This is a genomic window from Gemmatimonadaceae bacterium (assembly GCA_019637445.1).
In the GTDB taxonomy this organism is placed as follows: domain Bacteria; phylum Gemmatimonadota; class Gemmatimonadetes; order Gemmatimonadales; family Gemmatimonadaceae; genus Pseudogemmatithrix.
The window spans coordinates 40,226-54,997 of sequence record JAHBVS010000001.1 but is presented as its reverse complement, the minus strand read 5'-3'; the positions used below and the strand labels follow the sequence as shown (position 1 = coordinate 54,997).

The following is a 14,772-nucleotide window of genomic DNA, read 5'->3' as shown; positions in this document are numbered from 1 at the left end:
GCCTTGCGCCGACCCGGCATTACGACTTGCGACAGGAGGAAGCGAATGCTGCTGAACGAGGCCTCGTTGAAGTCCATCCAACGCTACTGTGTGCATAATCGCGCGCTGCTCGACGAATCGTCGGCAGCGCGCTGTGTGCATTGTGGCGCATCCTTCGCCCCGACGGACATCGCCGAGTACACGGCCGTGGAGCACGAGCAGACCCGCGATACGGCGCGCTGTCCGAAGTGTGGTGATCGGTCCGTGCTGCCGTCCGCTGCGCCGATCATGCTCGATGCGCGTACGCTCGAGGCCCTGCAGCGCTACTGGTTCTCGGGCAAGCGTTGAGCGCTTGACCGCGCCGCGCGGGTCCACTTCGCCCGCGCGCTGCGGTCCAGCCACGCAACTGCAAAACGAAACGTCGCCGTCAATCGTATTGGTGACGTGAAATCTCCGATTCTGCTCGCGACGGCCGCGCTCTTGACGTTGGCCGCGTCGCCCGATTTGTCCGCGCTTGCCCAGCAGGCAGGCCCCGCCTCGAGTGCCAGCGCATCGGCGACCGTCCCCACCGCACGCGCCGTCCGGACCGACGGCCCCATGACGCTCGATGGCCTGGACCGCGAGCCCGTGTGGCGGGACGCACCGATCACCGACGAGTTCTACCAGTTCGTGCCCGCGGAGGCCGGACCGGCGCGCTACCGCACGGCATTCCGCGTGGCCTACGACGACCGCACGCTCTACGTGTTCGTGCGCGCCTACGACCCGCAGCCGGACTCGATCATGGCGCTGCTCAGCCGCCGCGACGTCCGCACGGAGTCGGAGTGGATCAAAGTTGTGGTGGACGGATTCCACGACCGCCGCAGTGCGCTGCAGTTCATGGTGAATCCGGTCGGCGTGAAGCGCGACGCCACCGTCTATGGCGACGTGAACGAGGACTCTGCCTGGGATGGCGTCTGGGACGCCGCGGCGCAGATCGACGCCGAGGGCTGGACCGCCGAGTTCGCCATTCCGCTCAGCCAGCTCCGCTTCACGCCCAAGGACTCGCACGTGTTCGGCTTCGGCGTCTGGCGCGACGTGCAGCGGCACGGGGAACGCGATGCCTGGCCGGCGTACCGTCCCTCGCATCGTACCTTCGCCTCGCAGCTGGGCGACCTGGTCGGTATCGAGGGCATCGGGCGCAACCGCCGCCTCGAAGTGATGCCATACGTGGTGAGCAAGAATGTCACCGAGCGTCGGCCTGACGGTTGGGCGCACCCGCAGGAACAGGCTCTCGGCCTCGACCTGAAGGCTGGACTCGGCAGCAACATCACCGTCGACGCCACCATCAACCCGGACTTCGGCCAGGTCGAGGCGGATCCGGCCGTCCTGAACCTCAGTGCCTTCGAGATCCGCTTTGACGAGCGGCGTCCGTTCTTCCAGGAAGGCGTGAACCTCTTCCGCTGCGCCGGCCCCTGCGAGGGCATCTTCTACACGCGCCGGGTCGGGCGCTCGCCACAGCTGCGCAGCGCCTCGACGGATCCGCGATTCAGCCGCATCCAGGCCGCTGCCAAGATCACGGGCCGGCTCGAGGGTGGCGCGCAGTTCGGCTTGGTGGCCGTGTCGTCGGCGCGCGAGGGTGGCAGCACGGGCCAGACCATCGAACCGCAGACGACGACCGTGGTGGGGCGATTCGTACAGGACTTTCGGCAGGGTCGCTCACAGCTTGGCACGATGGTCACTGGTCTCATCCGCGACCTCGATGCGACGACGACACCGTTGCTGCGCCGCGACTCGTACACGCTGTTGCTCCAGGGCCACCACCGGTTCGCCGAGCGCTGGGAGCTGTCGGGCTACTCGGGGCGATCGATCGCGCGGGGCTCCGCGGAAGCGATGGCCCGCACGCAGCTCTCCAGCGTGCACTTTCATCAGCGTCCAGACCACGAGATCGCCTTTGATCCGACGCGGACCTCGATGGTCGGCGGCGTCTCCTCGTTGATCCTGCGGCGCTACGCCGGTCGCGTGCGCTGGGAAACCGTCACGCGCTACGCCGAGCCCAACACGGAGCTCAACGACCTCGGTTTCGTCACGCTGATCAACGACGTGATGCTGCGCAACAGCCTGACGCTCGCGGCGCTGCGGCCCGGTGGCTGGCACCGGCGCGTGAATGCCACGCTCTCGTCCGAGCAGCACTGGACCACCGGCGGATTGCCCTCGGGCAACGTGGCGCAGGTCAGCGGGTTTGCGGAGTTCACGAATTTCTGGAACAGCTCGTTCAACTATGCCGTGTCGCAGGCGGGAAACGCCCATTGCGTCTCCTGCGCCCGCGGCGGGCCGGCGTTGCGCCTCTCGCCGGAGCACAGTTTCCGACTGCGGGGCAACACGGATCCACGCAAGCCGCTGATTCTCGCGCTGGAAGGCGCGGTCAGCCGTGCGGACGAGGGCCGAAGCTGGTCTCGGCAGCTGGAGGCAGGCCTTGATGCGCGCGCCGGCACACGCACCTCGTTCTCGCTGTACGGCAGCTATGAACGCCGCGTGCGTGACGCCCAGTGGGTGCAGAACTTCGGCGCCACGTTGTCCGACACGACGCACTTCACCTTCGCGCGACTCACGCAGGACGTGGTCGGCATCACGGGCCGTGCGAACGTCACGCTCACGCCGACGCTGAGCCTGCAGCTCTACGCCCAGCCGTTCCTCGCGACGGGTTCGTTTGCGGATTGGCGGGAGCTCGACGACGCGCGTGCGGCGGACTACGCGGCACGCTTCCAGCCCTACGGTGGCGGCGCCACGCCGGGTGGCTTCAACGAGAAGCTGTTCAACTCGAACCTCGTGCTGCGCTGGGAGTACCGGCCGGGCTCGGTGTTCTTCGTCGTCTGGCAGCAGGGGCGCAGCGACGGCCGTGACCCCGGCAGCTTCGAGCCGCGACGGGACTTCGGGAATCTGTTCGCCACGCACCCGGACAACACGATCCTTGTGAAGCTGAGCTACTGGTTCAATCCGTAGGCGCGGCGCCGGCGCCGGCGCTTGGCCGCGTTGCCACGCGGCGGTAGCTTCCAGCGATGCCCAGACCTATCCGCGTGCTTGTTGCCAAGCCCGGCCTCGACGGCCACGACCGCGGGGCCAAGGTGGTCGCCGCCGCGCTGCGTGACGCCGGGATGGAAGTCATCTACACGGGGCTGCACCAGACGCCCGAGATGATTGCCGCTGCGGCCGTGCAGGAAGACGTCGACGTCGTGGGATTGAGCATCCTGTCCGGTGCGCACATGACGCTGTTCCCGCGCGTGCTCGAGCTGTTGCGGGAGCAGGGCCGTGCGGATGTCCTCATCACCGGCGGCGGCGTCATCCCCAAGGAAGACGTGCTCGCGCTCGAGGCGCAGGGCATCGGCAAGCTCTTCGGCCCCGGGACCTCCACCGGTGACTTGGTCGAGTACATCAAGGGCTGGTTCGCCGCCCGCGAAGCCCCGCAGGCGTGAGCGCCGCCGGCTCCAGCGATTCCGGCGCGACCGCGGTGGGACGCCTTCGCGAACTCGCCGACGCCTGCCGCGCACTCGAAGCCAAGCTGCGCCAGGGCGGCGGGGCCAAGCGCATCGCCAAGCAGCACGATCAAGGGAAGCTCACGGCACGCGAGCGCATCGAGGCCCTGCGTGATCCGGGAACTCCGTTCCTCGAGTTTGGCCTGCTCGTGGCCTACGACCAGTACGAGGGCGAGGCGCCGGCGGCCGGTGTGCTCACGGGGATCATCGTCGTCGAGGGGCGCGAGTGCGTCGTCGTCGCGAATGACGCCACGGTCAAGGCTGGCTCCTGGTGGCCGGAGACGATCCCGAAGATCCTGCGGGCGCAGGAATGCGCGATGCGCTGCCGCATTCCGATCCTCTATCTCGTCGACTCGGCCGGCGTGAACCTCCCGTACCAGGGTGGCGTCTTCCCGGGACAGTACGGGGCCGCACGCATCTTCTATTACAACTCGCTGATGCGGCGCTTCCTGCGGATTCCGCAGTTGGCGGCCGTGATGGGGCAATGCGTGGCGGGTGGCGCCTACCTGCCGGCGCTCAGCGATGTGATCCTGATGGTGAAGGGCACGTCCTTCATGGGCCTCGGCGGGCCGAACCTCGTGAAGGGCGCCACCGGCCAGACGGTGGACGGCGAGACGCTCGGTGGTGCCACGATGCACACCGAGGTCAGTGGCGTGGCGCACTACGCCGCCGAGAACGACGAGGACTGTCTGCGAATGCTGCGCGCGCAGGTGGCGCGGCTGGCGCCGCCCCCGCGCCGCGCGCCGCACGATCCCGCGCAATCGGCCGCCGCTCCCGCGGATGCGTTGTACGACTTGCTGCCGCAGGACCATCGGATGTCCTATGACATGCACGCGTTGCTGGGCGCGGTGCTCGACGCTGGCTCGCTCGACGAGTTCCAGCCGAACCTCGCGCGCGAGATGCTCTGCGCCGATGCGCGCATCGAGGGAATCCCTGTCGGTGTCATCGCCAACAACCGCGGGCTGATCAAGGGTCGTCCGGGCGAAGTACCGCGCTTTGGCGGAATCATCTACGCGGAGAGCGCGGAAAAGGTCGCGTTCTTCATCGAGCGCTGCGACCGCCAGGGCATCCCGCTGCTCTTCGTACAGGACGTCTCCGGCTTCATGGTCGGCAAGGAAGCCGAGCAGGAGGGCATCATCCGCGCCGGGGCCCGCTGGGTCGAGGCGATGGCCACCGCCACCGTCCCGAAGCTGGTCCTCACGGTGAATCACGCCAGTGGCGCCGGCTACTATGCGATGGCGGGGCAGGGCTTCGACCCGGACTTCATCCTCTCGTGGCCGACGGGGCGCATGGCCGTGATGGAAGGCGAGTCCGCCGTGGCGGCCGTCCACGGTCCGGCGCTTGCGAAGGCCAAGCAGGCCGGCGGCGAGCCGAGTGCGGCGCTACAGTCGGCCGTCGACGAGATGCGCGAGGACTACGAGCACCAGCTCGACGCCCGCTTTGCCGCCGCGCGCGGATACGTCGACGCCATCGTGTATCCCGAGGAGACTCGCGCGCATCTCGCACTGGCCCTGCGCGCCGCGTGGCAGAATCCCGGACCGCACCTCGGCCCCTACGTCATCCCGCCCACCGTCGGCCCCACGCGTTGAGCGATCCACTGCTGCTCTACGGAGCGACGGGCTACACCGGACGATTGATTCTCGCCGAGGCCCTGACACAGGGCCTGCGCCCGATTCTTTCGGGCCGCAATGCAGACGAAGTGACGGCGCTGGCGAACGCCCACGGGCTCGAGGCGCGGTCGGTCGGACTCCAGCACGCGACGGCGCTGGACGCCGCACTGGACGGCGTGCGCGTCGTGCTGCATTGCGCCGGCCCCTTCGCCCGCCTCGGACCACCAATGATCGCGGCCTGCTTCAGGCGCGGGGTCCACTACCTCGACATCTCCGGCGAGATTGAGCTCTTCGAGCACTGTGCCACGGCCGGGCCCAAGGCGCGTGCCGCCGGACTCGTGCTGCTTCCCGGTGTGGGCTTCGACGTCGTGCCCAGCGATTGTCTCGCCGCGCATCTCAAGCGGCGACTGCCTAATGCAGACACGCTGAACCTGGCCTTCACTGGCGGGACCGGCCTCTCGCGGGGCACGGCGACGACGATGATCGAGAACATCGGGTCGGGCGGCGCCGTGCGGCGCGACGGACGGATCCGCCGCGTCCCGACGGCGTGGAAGACGCGCGACGTGGATTTCGGGGACCGCCGTCGCCGCTGCGTCAGCATTCCCTGGGGCGACGTGTCCACCGCGTTTCACTCAACAGGCATCCCGAACATCACGGTCTACACGGCGATGTCCCGCCGGCTGCTGCGCGTCGTACGGCTGGCTCGTCCGCTGCTCCCATTGCTCGCGACGGCGCCGCTGCAGCGGCTCCTCAAGGATCGCATCGACGCGCGAGGGCTCGGACCCAGCGAGGCACGTCGGGCCGGGGCGGTGAGTCGGATGGTTGGCGAGGCCCGTGATGCCGCTGGCAGTACGGTGCGCTCGCGGCTTGTCGCACCCGACGGTTACACACTGACGGCGCGCACCGCCGTGGCGGCGGCCAGTCGCGTGCTCGCCGGTGCCGTGCCGCCCGGCTTCCACACCCCCTCGACCGCCTTCGGGGCGGACTTCATCCTCGAGTTCGCGGACGTCACCCGGGAGGACCTCGCGGAATGAATCTCGTCACGCTCAAGCTGCTGCTCGCGCTCGGCGGCATCCTCGCGTTCTTCAGCGGGGTCCGCGTCGGCTCGGAGCTCCTCCGATGGATCGGGATCGGCCTTGTGGTCTCCGCGTATCTACTGCGGTTCCTCCAACGCCGACAGCGTCAGGAGCCTACTGACCGCTCGCCAGATAGTGGCCGTGCTTGATGTCGGCGCCGCCGGCGCGCGCGCCGAGCGCCACGGCGACGCCAAACGTCAGCGCGGTCCCACCGCCAATCAGCGGCAGTAGCCAAGCCACCGGCCAGGCGACGATGGCGGCACCAAGTCCGGCCGCCAGGGCTGCGCCGAGCGACGTTGCACCGTCGACGTAGCGCAGCCGATCGCGCACGAAGCGGCGTGCCGTGCCGTATCCGAACCAGGCCGCACCCAGTGTGATGGCCAACGATAGCAGTCCAAGCATAGACTCCTCCTTGCAAGGCCCTACGCCCATCCGCCCGCCGAGGTTTCGCCGCCTCACGGTCCCCCTTGTCGTCAGGGCCCTCCGGCAGGAGATTCTCGCCATGCGTGAAGGTGACAAGCGAGTCCAGGTCTTGGAGGAGGAACTCGCCCGGGTTCGGGCCGAGTTTGAGGCCGCCTTGGCGGCCGTGCCGGAGGCCCAGCTGCACCGGACGCCGGCCGACGACCAGTGGACACCCGCGCAGATCATCTGGCACGTGGCCAAGGTCGAGCGCGGCGTGGCCCGGCTGATCGAGCGCAAGGTCGCCGAACTGGGCCCGATGGCTACGGTGCCGCCCGGACCGTCCTCGCGGATGGTGCTCTCGATGCTCGATCGCTATCCCTTCCACGATCGCAGCCAGAAAATTCGCGCCATCGAGGGCCTCCGGCCGCCCGGGGACGTGGACCTCGTCGCCGAGCGCGGGCGCTGGGCCGACGGGCGCGTGCAGTTGCTGGATGCGGCCTATGACGCCGGTCCTCGCCTCTCGCTGGTGCGCCACGACCATCCGGTCTTCGGCCCGTTCGATGGCTGGCAATGGGTCCTGATGATCGCGCGGCACGAGCAGCGACATCTGATGCAACTGCACGAAGTGGTGGCCGCCACGGCCTGACGCCCGGGGGCGTTAGATTGCCCCCGTGACCCGCGTCCCGATTCCCGAACTGCTGGCGCCCGCCGGCTCGCTCGATGCCGTGCGCGCCGCCGTGGCCAACGGCGCGAATGCCGTCTACCTCGGGGCCTCCAAGTTCAATGCGCGCGATGAAGGCGCCCAGCTCACGCTCGATGAACTGGAGCAGGCTTGCCTGATAGCGCACGAACGCGGCGCGCGCGTCTACCTGACCTTCAACATCCTGGTCAAGCCGGCCGAGATGGCAGAAGCGATGGAGTATCTCGGCGATTGCATCGATCGTGGCATCGACGCCGCCATCGTGCAGGACCTCGGACTGATCCGGATGATCCAGCGCGTGTATCCCGGCTTCGAGATCCACGGGTCCACGCAACTCACCGTGCACGATGCCTCCGGCGCCCGCGTGATGGAGCGCCTCGGCGTGGACCGCGTGGTGCTCGCCCGCGAGAACACGATCGAGGACGTGCGCGCCATCCGGGCGGCCGTGCCGACCTTGGGTCTCGAGACCTTCGTGCACGGGGCGCTCTGCATCTCCTACAGTGGCCAGTGCTTCATGTCGGGGATGATCTCCGAGCGCAGCGCCAACCGCGGCTCCTGTGCGCAGTCCTGTCGCAAGGACTACGTGCTCCGCGATGCCGATAGCGGTGAGGAACTGGACCGCGGGTATCTCATCTCCGCCAAGGACCTCGGCGCCTGGGAACACCTGCCGGAGATTGCTGCGGCGGGCGTCGGCTGCCTGAAGATCGAGGGCCGCAAGAAGAAGCCCGAGTTCGTCGCCACGGTGACGAAGGGCTATCGCGAGTTCCTCTCGCGCGTGGAGCGCGGGACCTTCGCCGCGCCGAGCTTCGAGGAAGTCCAGCCGCTCGTCCAGATCTTCTCGCGCGGCTTCACGGGCGGGATGTACGGTGGCCGCGCGGGACGCGACTACATCACGCGCACGCAGCCGGACAACCGCGGCCTGGAGCTGGGCGTCGTGGTTGGCTTCGAGAAGGGCGAGGTGATTGTTGAGGTGCGCGCGCCGATTGCCGAGCGCGACGGGCTTGGCTTTGAGCCGCCAGCGGGCGGGCACCTCGAGAGCACGGGCTTCCAGGCGGGACCCGTACGGACCCTCGCGCAGCGCGACGGCTTGTGGCGCCAGGCCATCAAGGCGCGCCGGCCGGTGCCCGTGGGTTGGACGGTCGTGCGCAACGCGCAGGTGGCGTTGCTGGAAGAGGCACGCGAGAGTTTCGCGCAGGTGGGGCAGGGTGCGCGCCGTCGGCGTAGCGGGCTCAGCGTGCGTTGCTTTGGCGCCGCGGGCGGTCCGCTCAAGGCCATCTTCACCGCAGGTGGCGATGCGGTCGAACTGCGCAGCGAGATGGCACTCGCGCCGGCCAGCAAGCGCGCGCTCGACGCCGCGCAGCTGCGCGAGCAGTTCGGGCGACTCGGGGAGTCGTCGTTCGTGCTCGGCGACTGCGACGTGTCTGGCCTCGCCGCCGGGCTGTTCCTGCCCGTGTCCGAGTTGAATCGGATGCGCCAGGCGGCCGTGGAGGAGTTGGAGCAGCGGCGTGGCTGGGCGCGCGAGGCGGATCTCGCCGCGCGCCGAGAGCGCATTGCCGAGGCGGCGGTCACGCTGCTGCGCGACGCCATACCGTCCGCACGGCTGCCCGTGGCTGCGCCGTCCCCCGAGGCTGCGCCGTTCCCCGAGGCCGCGGCGTCCCCCGAGGTCGCACCGCATCGCGAGACTGCCCCCCTGCTGATCGCCGAGGTCTGGCGTATCGCCGACGCCGACGCCGCCTTGGCCGCCGGCGCCGATGAGATCGTGTTCGACCCCTTCCTCCGCCACCCATTCCCACCGGTCTCGCAGGTGCAGGCTCTCGTTGCTCGCACCGCGGCGGCAGGCAAGCGGTTCCGCCTGCGGCTGCCCAGCGTCGTGCGGCCCGAGGAACGCAAGCGACTCGACAAGTGGCTGGCGCTCGGGACGCCGGTGCTCTCTGGCCACCTTGGCTTGCTTGCGGAACTCGCCACCACGGGGCGCGACGTGCGCGGTGACTACGCGACCAACGTGTTCAACGCGCAGACGGCGGCCGCGCAGTTCGGACTTGGGGCGAGCGGGCTCACGCTCTCCGTCGAACTCACCACCGAGGAAATCGCGCAGGTCGTGGCGCCGTGGCAGGGCGCGGGCTTCGAGGTGTTCCTGTTCGGTCGCCCCGAAGGTATGACCCTGGAGCACTGCGTGCTCAGCGCGGCCTTCGACCGCACGCCGACCCACTGCCGCGATCTCTGCACGAAGCAGCACACGGACACACGGCTCACGGACCCGGCCGGCTACGTGTTCCCGGTCGCCACCGACTATGCCTGCCGCAATCGTCTGCTGCACTCGCGCCCGGTGGAGGGCAGCGAATTCCTGCCGCGGCTCCTGGCGGCAGGCGTCCGGCGATTCCGCCTGGTCTTCAACCTGCCGGGTGACGATGTCGCGGCAACGGTCGCCGCGTACCGCGTCGCGCTGGACGCCGCCGCGTCAGGAGGCCGCCTGTCCCGCCGGCCCCGCGACGTTGTTGGCAACGAGATCACGCGCGGTCACTTCGCGAGGGCGGTCTAACTCCTCTCGGATCCGCGTGGCAAGTTCGCCGATGGCGAACGGCTTTGCTACGAGCGGCCCCGGCGCGGACTCGCGCTCCTGCCACCGCGCGGCCTCGGCGTTGTAGCCGGAGATGAATACGGCAGGCAGTCCCGGCCGTTGCTCACGAATCAGCGCGACGGCTTCCAGCCCGCCGAGGCCAGGCATCACCACATCACTCACGACCACGTCGATCCGCTGGTCGCGCACGGATGCCTGGGCCAGTCCCTCGCGCCCGTCCTCCGCCACGAGTACCGTGTAGCCGATGCGCCGGAGCAGCTTGGCCGTGACATCGCGCACCGCGCGATCATCGTCGATCAGCAGCACCACCTCACCCTCCGCGCCCCGATCCAACTGCGTCGCCTCCGGCGTGCGGGCCCGCACCGGCAGCTCGCGCGAGCGCGGCAGGTAGATCGAGAAGCTGCTCCCAGCCCCGACTGTCGAGCGCACGCGGATGTGGCCGCCGGCCTGCGCGACACTGCCATACGTCGTGGCGAGCCCGAGGCCCGTGCCGCCGCTCCGCTCCTTGGTGGTGAAGAAGGGCTCGAAGACATGATCGAGCACGGTTTCGTCCATGCCGGCGCCACTGTCCGCGACGTCGATGCGCACCCAATCGCCAACATCCATACGGAGCGCCGCCGCCGGCCCAGCCGTGAGCGCGAGGTTCTCCACCGTGATGCGCACGCGGTCCCCGTCGGCCGTTGCATCGCGCGCGTTCGTGACGAGGTTCACGATGGCCTGTTCGAACGCTCCGGCGTCCACGAGCACGGGCCACGTCGCCGGATCGCTCTCGAGCACGAACGTTCGCTCGTTGCCGAGCAGCCGACGCAGCAGCGGCGCGAGGTCGCGGAAGAAGGCGTCGAGCGAGGTCGGTCGCGGCTCGACGTTGCGCTGCCGCGCAAAGGCCAGCAGGCGCTTGGTGAGCTCGGACCCGCGCGACACGGCGCGCGCCAACTCCTCGACGTGGCCCGCCTGCGCCTCCGGTCCATCCTCGCCTGCCTTGAGCACGGCGACGTTCCCCAGCATCGCCGTGAGCAAGTTGTTGAAGTCGTGGGCCACGCCGCCCGCCAGCCGGCCGATACTCTCCAGCCGTCGCGCGGCCATCAGGGCGGCCTCGAGGCGATGCCGCTCGCTCACGTCGCGCGCCGTGAGGATCAGGTGCGGCGTGCCGTCTGGCTCCTGGAAAGGTCGCGCCGAGGCCTCGAGCTGTACGTAACTGCCGTCCGCGTGCTGCGTCCGGAACGGGACCGTGGCCGGCGCGTCCGGATCCTCCGCAAAGAAGCGTGCCAAGGCAACGCGCACGCGCTCGGCGTCCTCGGTGTGGACGATGGACAGCAGGCTGGTGCCCGGCAACAGCTCGGCGCTCCGCGCCAGAATCCGCTCGACCGCCGGCGAGGCGTAGTCGATCGAGAGGTCGGGCGAGATCTCGAGCAGAATGTCGCTGGCGTTCTCGATCAGCGAGCGGAACCACCGGTCGCGCCGCGCGAGCACGGACCGCAGCCGCTCCTCCTCCGTCGCATCGTGGGCGACGACCAAGGCGGCGACCGCGGCGCCGTCACGCAGCACCGGCGTCACGCGGATGGCGAACATCCGGGGCGCATCCGACGGCCGCAGCACCAACGGTTCGATTCGGTGCTGCGCCTCGCCGCAGAGCGCGCGCGAAAAGGCCTCGTGCCAAAAGCCCGGCGCGTTGCCGCCAAACAGCGTGTCTAGGGGTGTCCCCGCCTGCGGCTCCACGCCGAGCACGGCAACCACGATCTCACGGAAACGCGCGTTGAACGTCAGGAGCTTGCCGTCCGGTGCGACCACGAACACGGGGTCGGCGCTGCCAGCCAGGGCGGTGGCCAACAGGGCCTCCGCCTCGGACGCACTGCGCTCCGCCGTGGCCGATGCCTCGATGGCGTGGATGGCCCGCTCGTGTTCGACCTCCAAGAGCACCATCAGCGTGCCGGCACCAAGGCCGACGAGCAGCGGCAGCCCGCCGAAGCTGAGCACCTGCGCCAGGATCGGGGACGGCCCGACGAAATGCATCGCCGGCTCGATGAGCCGCAGTGCGCCGTAGGAGAGGAGCGAGATGGCCAAGGTGGCGCGGCTGATCCCGGCCTGCGGCGCCAGCCGTCGCAGAATGAGCACCCCCGCCGCCGCATACGCCACCGCCCAGGCGATCGCAACCAGCACGATGCGCGCGAGGTACATCTGCATCGACGAAAGGCCGAGGGCGCCGTCCGGAAGCAGCACGAGCAGCAGGGCAATGCCGAACGCGACGCCGAGGAGCAGCGACTGCCAGCGCGGGAGCTTCTCTCCGGGAACCGCCAGGTCCCAGGTGCCCTCCGCCAATGCGTGTAGATGCACCGCGGCGGCGATGAGCGAGGTGGCGGAGAACAGCTCGCGCAACGGCGTCAGCGCCGGAACGTTCACCGCCAGCAAGGCGAGGCCTGCCGTTGCGGCGTAGACTGCGAGCCCGAGCCATGCCCGGTACCACGCGCGTACATAACGGCGCTCGAAGGTGCCGGCCAACACACGCAGGCCCACGGCAAAGCCGAGCGCCACGACGACAAGGATGCCGGAGGCCGACACGAACAACGGGATCCGCATCGCGAAAAGGTACCGCTGGCGCGAATCCGCTGCCGAGCGACGTGCGACAGCGACTATCCTTCCTCCCGTGCCGACCTCGCTCCCTCCCGACACGCGGCTCGAGGCCGCGCGGCGCGTGCTGGCCGAGCGCTTTGGCTATCCGGACTTCCGGCCGGGGCAGACGCAGGCCGTCGACTCCGTGCTCGCGGGTCGCGATACCCTGGTGATTCTGCCCACCGGCGGCGGCAAGTCGCTGTGCTACCAGGTGCCGGCGCTCGTGTTGGACGGCCTGACGGTCGTGATCTCGCCACTCATCTCGTTGATGAAGGACCAGGTCGACGCCTTGGTGGCGCGCGGGATCCCGGCCACCTACGTAAACAGCACGCTGTCGGCCTCGGAGGTCAGCGCGCGGATGGCGGCCGTGCAGCGCGGCGAGATCCGCATGCTCTACGTGGCGCCGGAGCGTTTTGACCTCGGGCGCAGCGCCGAACGGCTGCGCGAGGTCGGGGTGACGCTGCTGGCGGTGGATGAGGCGCACTGCATCAGTGAATGGGGCCACGACTTCCGCCCCAGTTACCTGCGGGTGCGCGACGTGCGCGCACGGCTCGGCGACCCGCCGACCGTGGCCCTCACGGCCACGGCCACGCCGGAGGTGCGCGAGGACATTGCGCGGCAGTTGGCGCTGCGGGATCCCGAGGTCGTCATCACCGGATTCGACCGCACGAACCTCTCCTACCACGTCATCCCTGCCAAGAACGACGCGGCCAAGGACGAAGCCCTCGTGGACCTGCTCGGCGACCACCTGCGCTCGCAGCCCGAGGGCGTGGCCATCGTGTATGCCAGCACGCGCAAGACGGTGGAGCGCATTGCGGGCGTACTGACCAAGGCCAAGCTCCCGGCCCTGGCGTATCACGCCGGGCTCGACGATGCGCACCGCGCGGACGTGCAGGACGCGTTCATGAAGGAGCGCGTGCGCATCATCGTCGCCACCAACGCCTTCGGGATGGGCATCGACAAGCCCAACGTGCGCTTGGTCGTCCACCATGCGATGCCCGGCACCTTGGAGGCCTACTACCAAGAGGCGGGGCGGGGCGGGCGCGACCGACAGCCGGCGACGGCCATCCTGCTGCACGCGTTTCCTGATCGCTTCACCCACGAGTTCTTCATCAAGGGCGCGTTGCCGGAGCGCGAGACCGTGACGGCGGTGTTCGACGCGCTGGTGAAGCTGGCGGATGCCCGTGGGCTCGTCTCGGCCGAGGCGCCCGAGATTGCGGCTACCGCGCGTGGGAAGGTCAGCGACCGCGAGGCCGAATCGGCAATGCGTATCCTCGCGCGCGCGGGGGTGCTGGCGCGCGCGGACGCGTCACGCACGCAGGCGCAGGTGCGACTGCTGGCGACGCCCGAGCGCATCAAGGCGGAGCTGTCGGAGGGCGAGCACGGGCTTGAGCTGGCGTTGCTGCGTTCGCTGTGGAAACGCGCGCGTGGAGCCTTCGAGTCTGGGATCGTTGCTGATCTGGATGCGCTGCCCCCAGGCATTGGTGGCGCACAGGCGGCGATGGGGCTGCTCGACGCGCTCCAGGATCGCCAGATGGTCCTGTGGTCACGACTCGGCGAAGGCATCACGATGACGGACCTGGCGCGTCCGCTCGCGCAGTGGCCAGTCGACTGGACTGGCCTTGAGCGCCGGCGCGTCGGCGAACTACGCAAGCTTGAGATGGTGCAGCGCTACGCCTACGCCAAGACCTGCCGCCGCGAGTTCGTCCTGCGCTACTTCGGCGACCCGGCGGCGCGCCCGCGCTGCGACAACTGCGATGTCTGCCTGGGCATCCGCCACGAGCAACGGGTCGCGTCCACGCCATCGGTGCGAGGGAAGCGGACGCGTGCGGCCGCTCAGGGGGATCGGGATGCGGGCGGACGCGGCGCTGGCGGCAGCCGTGGCAGCAGCGGAGTCCGTGGCGGAGCGAGCCAGGCCGGCGCAGCCAGCACGCCGCTCTCACGTGATGAAATCGCGCGCCTCGACGCGCTCAAGGCCCTACGCTCGCGGCTCGCGAAGGACGAGTCGGTGCCGGCGTATGTGATCTTCCCCGACCGCGCACTGCGGGAGATCGCCCGCGCGCAGCCTACCTCACTTGCCCAGCTTGCCGACGTACACGGCGTCGGCCCGGCGCGCCTTGAGCGCTACGGTCGCGCGGTGCTCGAGGCGCTGTCCCAGGGCTGACGGGTTCGGGGTGCGGGATGCGGGGGGATTGCCACAGAGGCACAGAGACGCAGAGAAGTGCGGATGCGGGGAATACTGGCGAATGCGGGCAACCCCGAACGGCGGTGCGGGAACGGCAGCCTCAACGAGAAATGCCTTAAAGGTGGT

10 protein-coding genes are annotated in these 14,772 nt (G+C 69.5%); 8 read left to right on the top strand and 2 right to left on the bottom strand.

Annotated features, from left to right (window positions below):
• The first annotated feature begins 45 nt into the window (after positions 1 to 45).
• From KF709_00250 to KF709_00230, 5 genes are all read left to right on the top strand, one after another.
• Positions 46 to 327: a hypothetical protein gene (locus tag KF709_00250; protein MBX3172819.1), complete on the top strand. Its 282-nt coding sequence runs from the start codon at positions 46 to 48 to the stop codon at positions 325 to 327.
• A gap of 96 nt (positions 328 to 423) precedes the next feature.
• Positions 424 to 2,958 (top strand): carbohydrate binding family 9 domain-containing protein, encoded by a 2,535-nt coding sequence (locus KF709_00245; GenBank protein ID MBX3172818.1) that lies wholly within the window; start codon positions 424 to 426, stop codon positions 2,956 to 2,958.
• Positions 2,959 to 3,014: 56 nt separating this feature from the next.
• Entirely contained in the window at positions 3,015 to 3,428 is a 414-nt protein-coding gene (locus KF709_00240; protein MBX3172817.1) for a cobalamin B12-binding domain-containing protein, read from the top strand.
• A gap of 35 nt (positions 3,429 to 3,463) precedes the next feature.
• Positions 3,464 to 5,077 carry an acyl-CoA carboxylase subunit beta gene (locus KF709_00235; protein ID MBX3172816.1) on the top strand — a complete coding sequence of 538 codons (1,614 nt, stop codon included), beginning with the start codon at positions 3,464 to 3,466 and terminating at the stop codon, positions 5,075 to 5,077.
• Positions 5,074 to 6,132, top strand: a complete 1,059-nt coding sequence (locus KF709_00230) for a saccharopine dehydrogenase NADP-binding domain-containing protein (protein MBX3172815.1) — start codon at positions 5,074 to 5,076, stop codon at positions 6,130 to 6,132. Before KF709_00235 ends, KF709_00230 begins: the two co-directional genes overlap by 4 nt.
• A gap of 156 nt (positions 6,133 to 6,288) precedes the next feature.
• Here the strand turns inward: KF709_00230 and KF709_00225 are convergent, their stop codons facing one another.
• On the bottom strand, positions 6,289 to 6,576 hold the full coding sequence (locus tag KF709_00225; protein MBX3172814.1) for a hypothetical protein: 288 nt from the start codon (positions 6,574 to 6,576) through the stop codon (positions 6,289 to 6,291).
• Between the two features lie 100 nt (positions 6,577 to 6,676).
• Here KF709_00225 and KF709_00220 point away from each other — a divergent pair, with 100 nt between their 5' ends.
• Positions 6,677 to 7,222 (top strand): DinB family protein, encoded by a 546-nt coding sequence (locus KF709_00220; protein ID MBX3172813.1) that lies wholly within the window; start codon positions 6,677 to 6,679, stop codon positions 7,220 to 7,222.
• 25 nt (positions 7,223 to 7,247) lie between these two features.
• Positions 7,248 to 9,815, top strand: a complete 2,568-nt coding sequence (locus tag KF709_00215; protein ID MBX3172812.1) for a U32 family peptidase — start codon at positions 7,248 to 7,250, stop codon at positions 9,813 to 9,815.
• On the opposite strand, the gene KF709_00210 is transcribed toward KF709_00215, so the two are convergent.
• Complete coding sequence (locus KF709_00210) at positions 9,735 to 12,428, bottom strand: PAS domain-containing protein (protein MBX3172811.1); 2,694 nt, start codon at positions 12,426 to 12,428, stop codon at positions 9,735 to 9,737. The two genes, KF709_00215 and KF709_00210, sit on opposite strands and share 81 nt — an antisense overlap.
• A gap of 67 nt (positions 12,429 to 12,495) precedes the next feature.
• On the opposite strand from KF709_00210, the gene KF709_00205 reads away from it, so the two are divergent.
• Complete coding sequence (locus KF709_00205; protein MBX3172810.1) at positions 12,496 to 14,625, top strand: ATP-dependent DNA helicase RecQ; 2,130 nt, start codon at positions 12,496 to 12,498, stop codon at positions 14,623 to 14,625.
• Positions 14,626 to 14,772 lie beyond the last annotated feature (147 nt).

Excerpts from the sequence above, each read along its gene's own strand:
- KF709_00250 (MBX3172819.1), top strand. The coding sequence starts at position 46 with ATGCTGCTGAACGAGGCCTCGTTGAAGTCCATCCAACGCTACTGTGTG.
- KF709_00210 (MBX3172811.1), bottom strand. The coding sequence starts at position 12,428 with ATGCGGATCCCGTTGTTCGTGTCGGCCTCCGGCATCCTTGTCGTCGTG.
- KF709_00220 (MBX3172813.1), top strand. The coding sequence starts at position 6,677 with ATGCGTGAAGGTGACAAGCGAGTCCAGGTCTTGGAGGAGGAACTCGCC.
- KF709_00240 (MBX3172817.1), top strand. The coding sequence starts at position 3,015 with ATGCCCAGACCTATCCGCGTGCTTGTTGCCAAGCCCGGCCTCGACGGC.
- KF709_00225 (MBX3172814.1), bottom strand. The coding sequence starts at position 6,576 with ATGCTTGGACTGCTATCGTTGGCCATCACACTGGGTGCGGCCTGGTTC.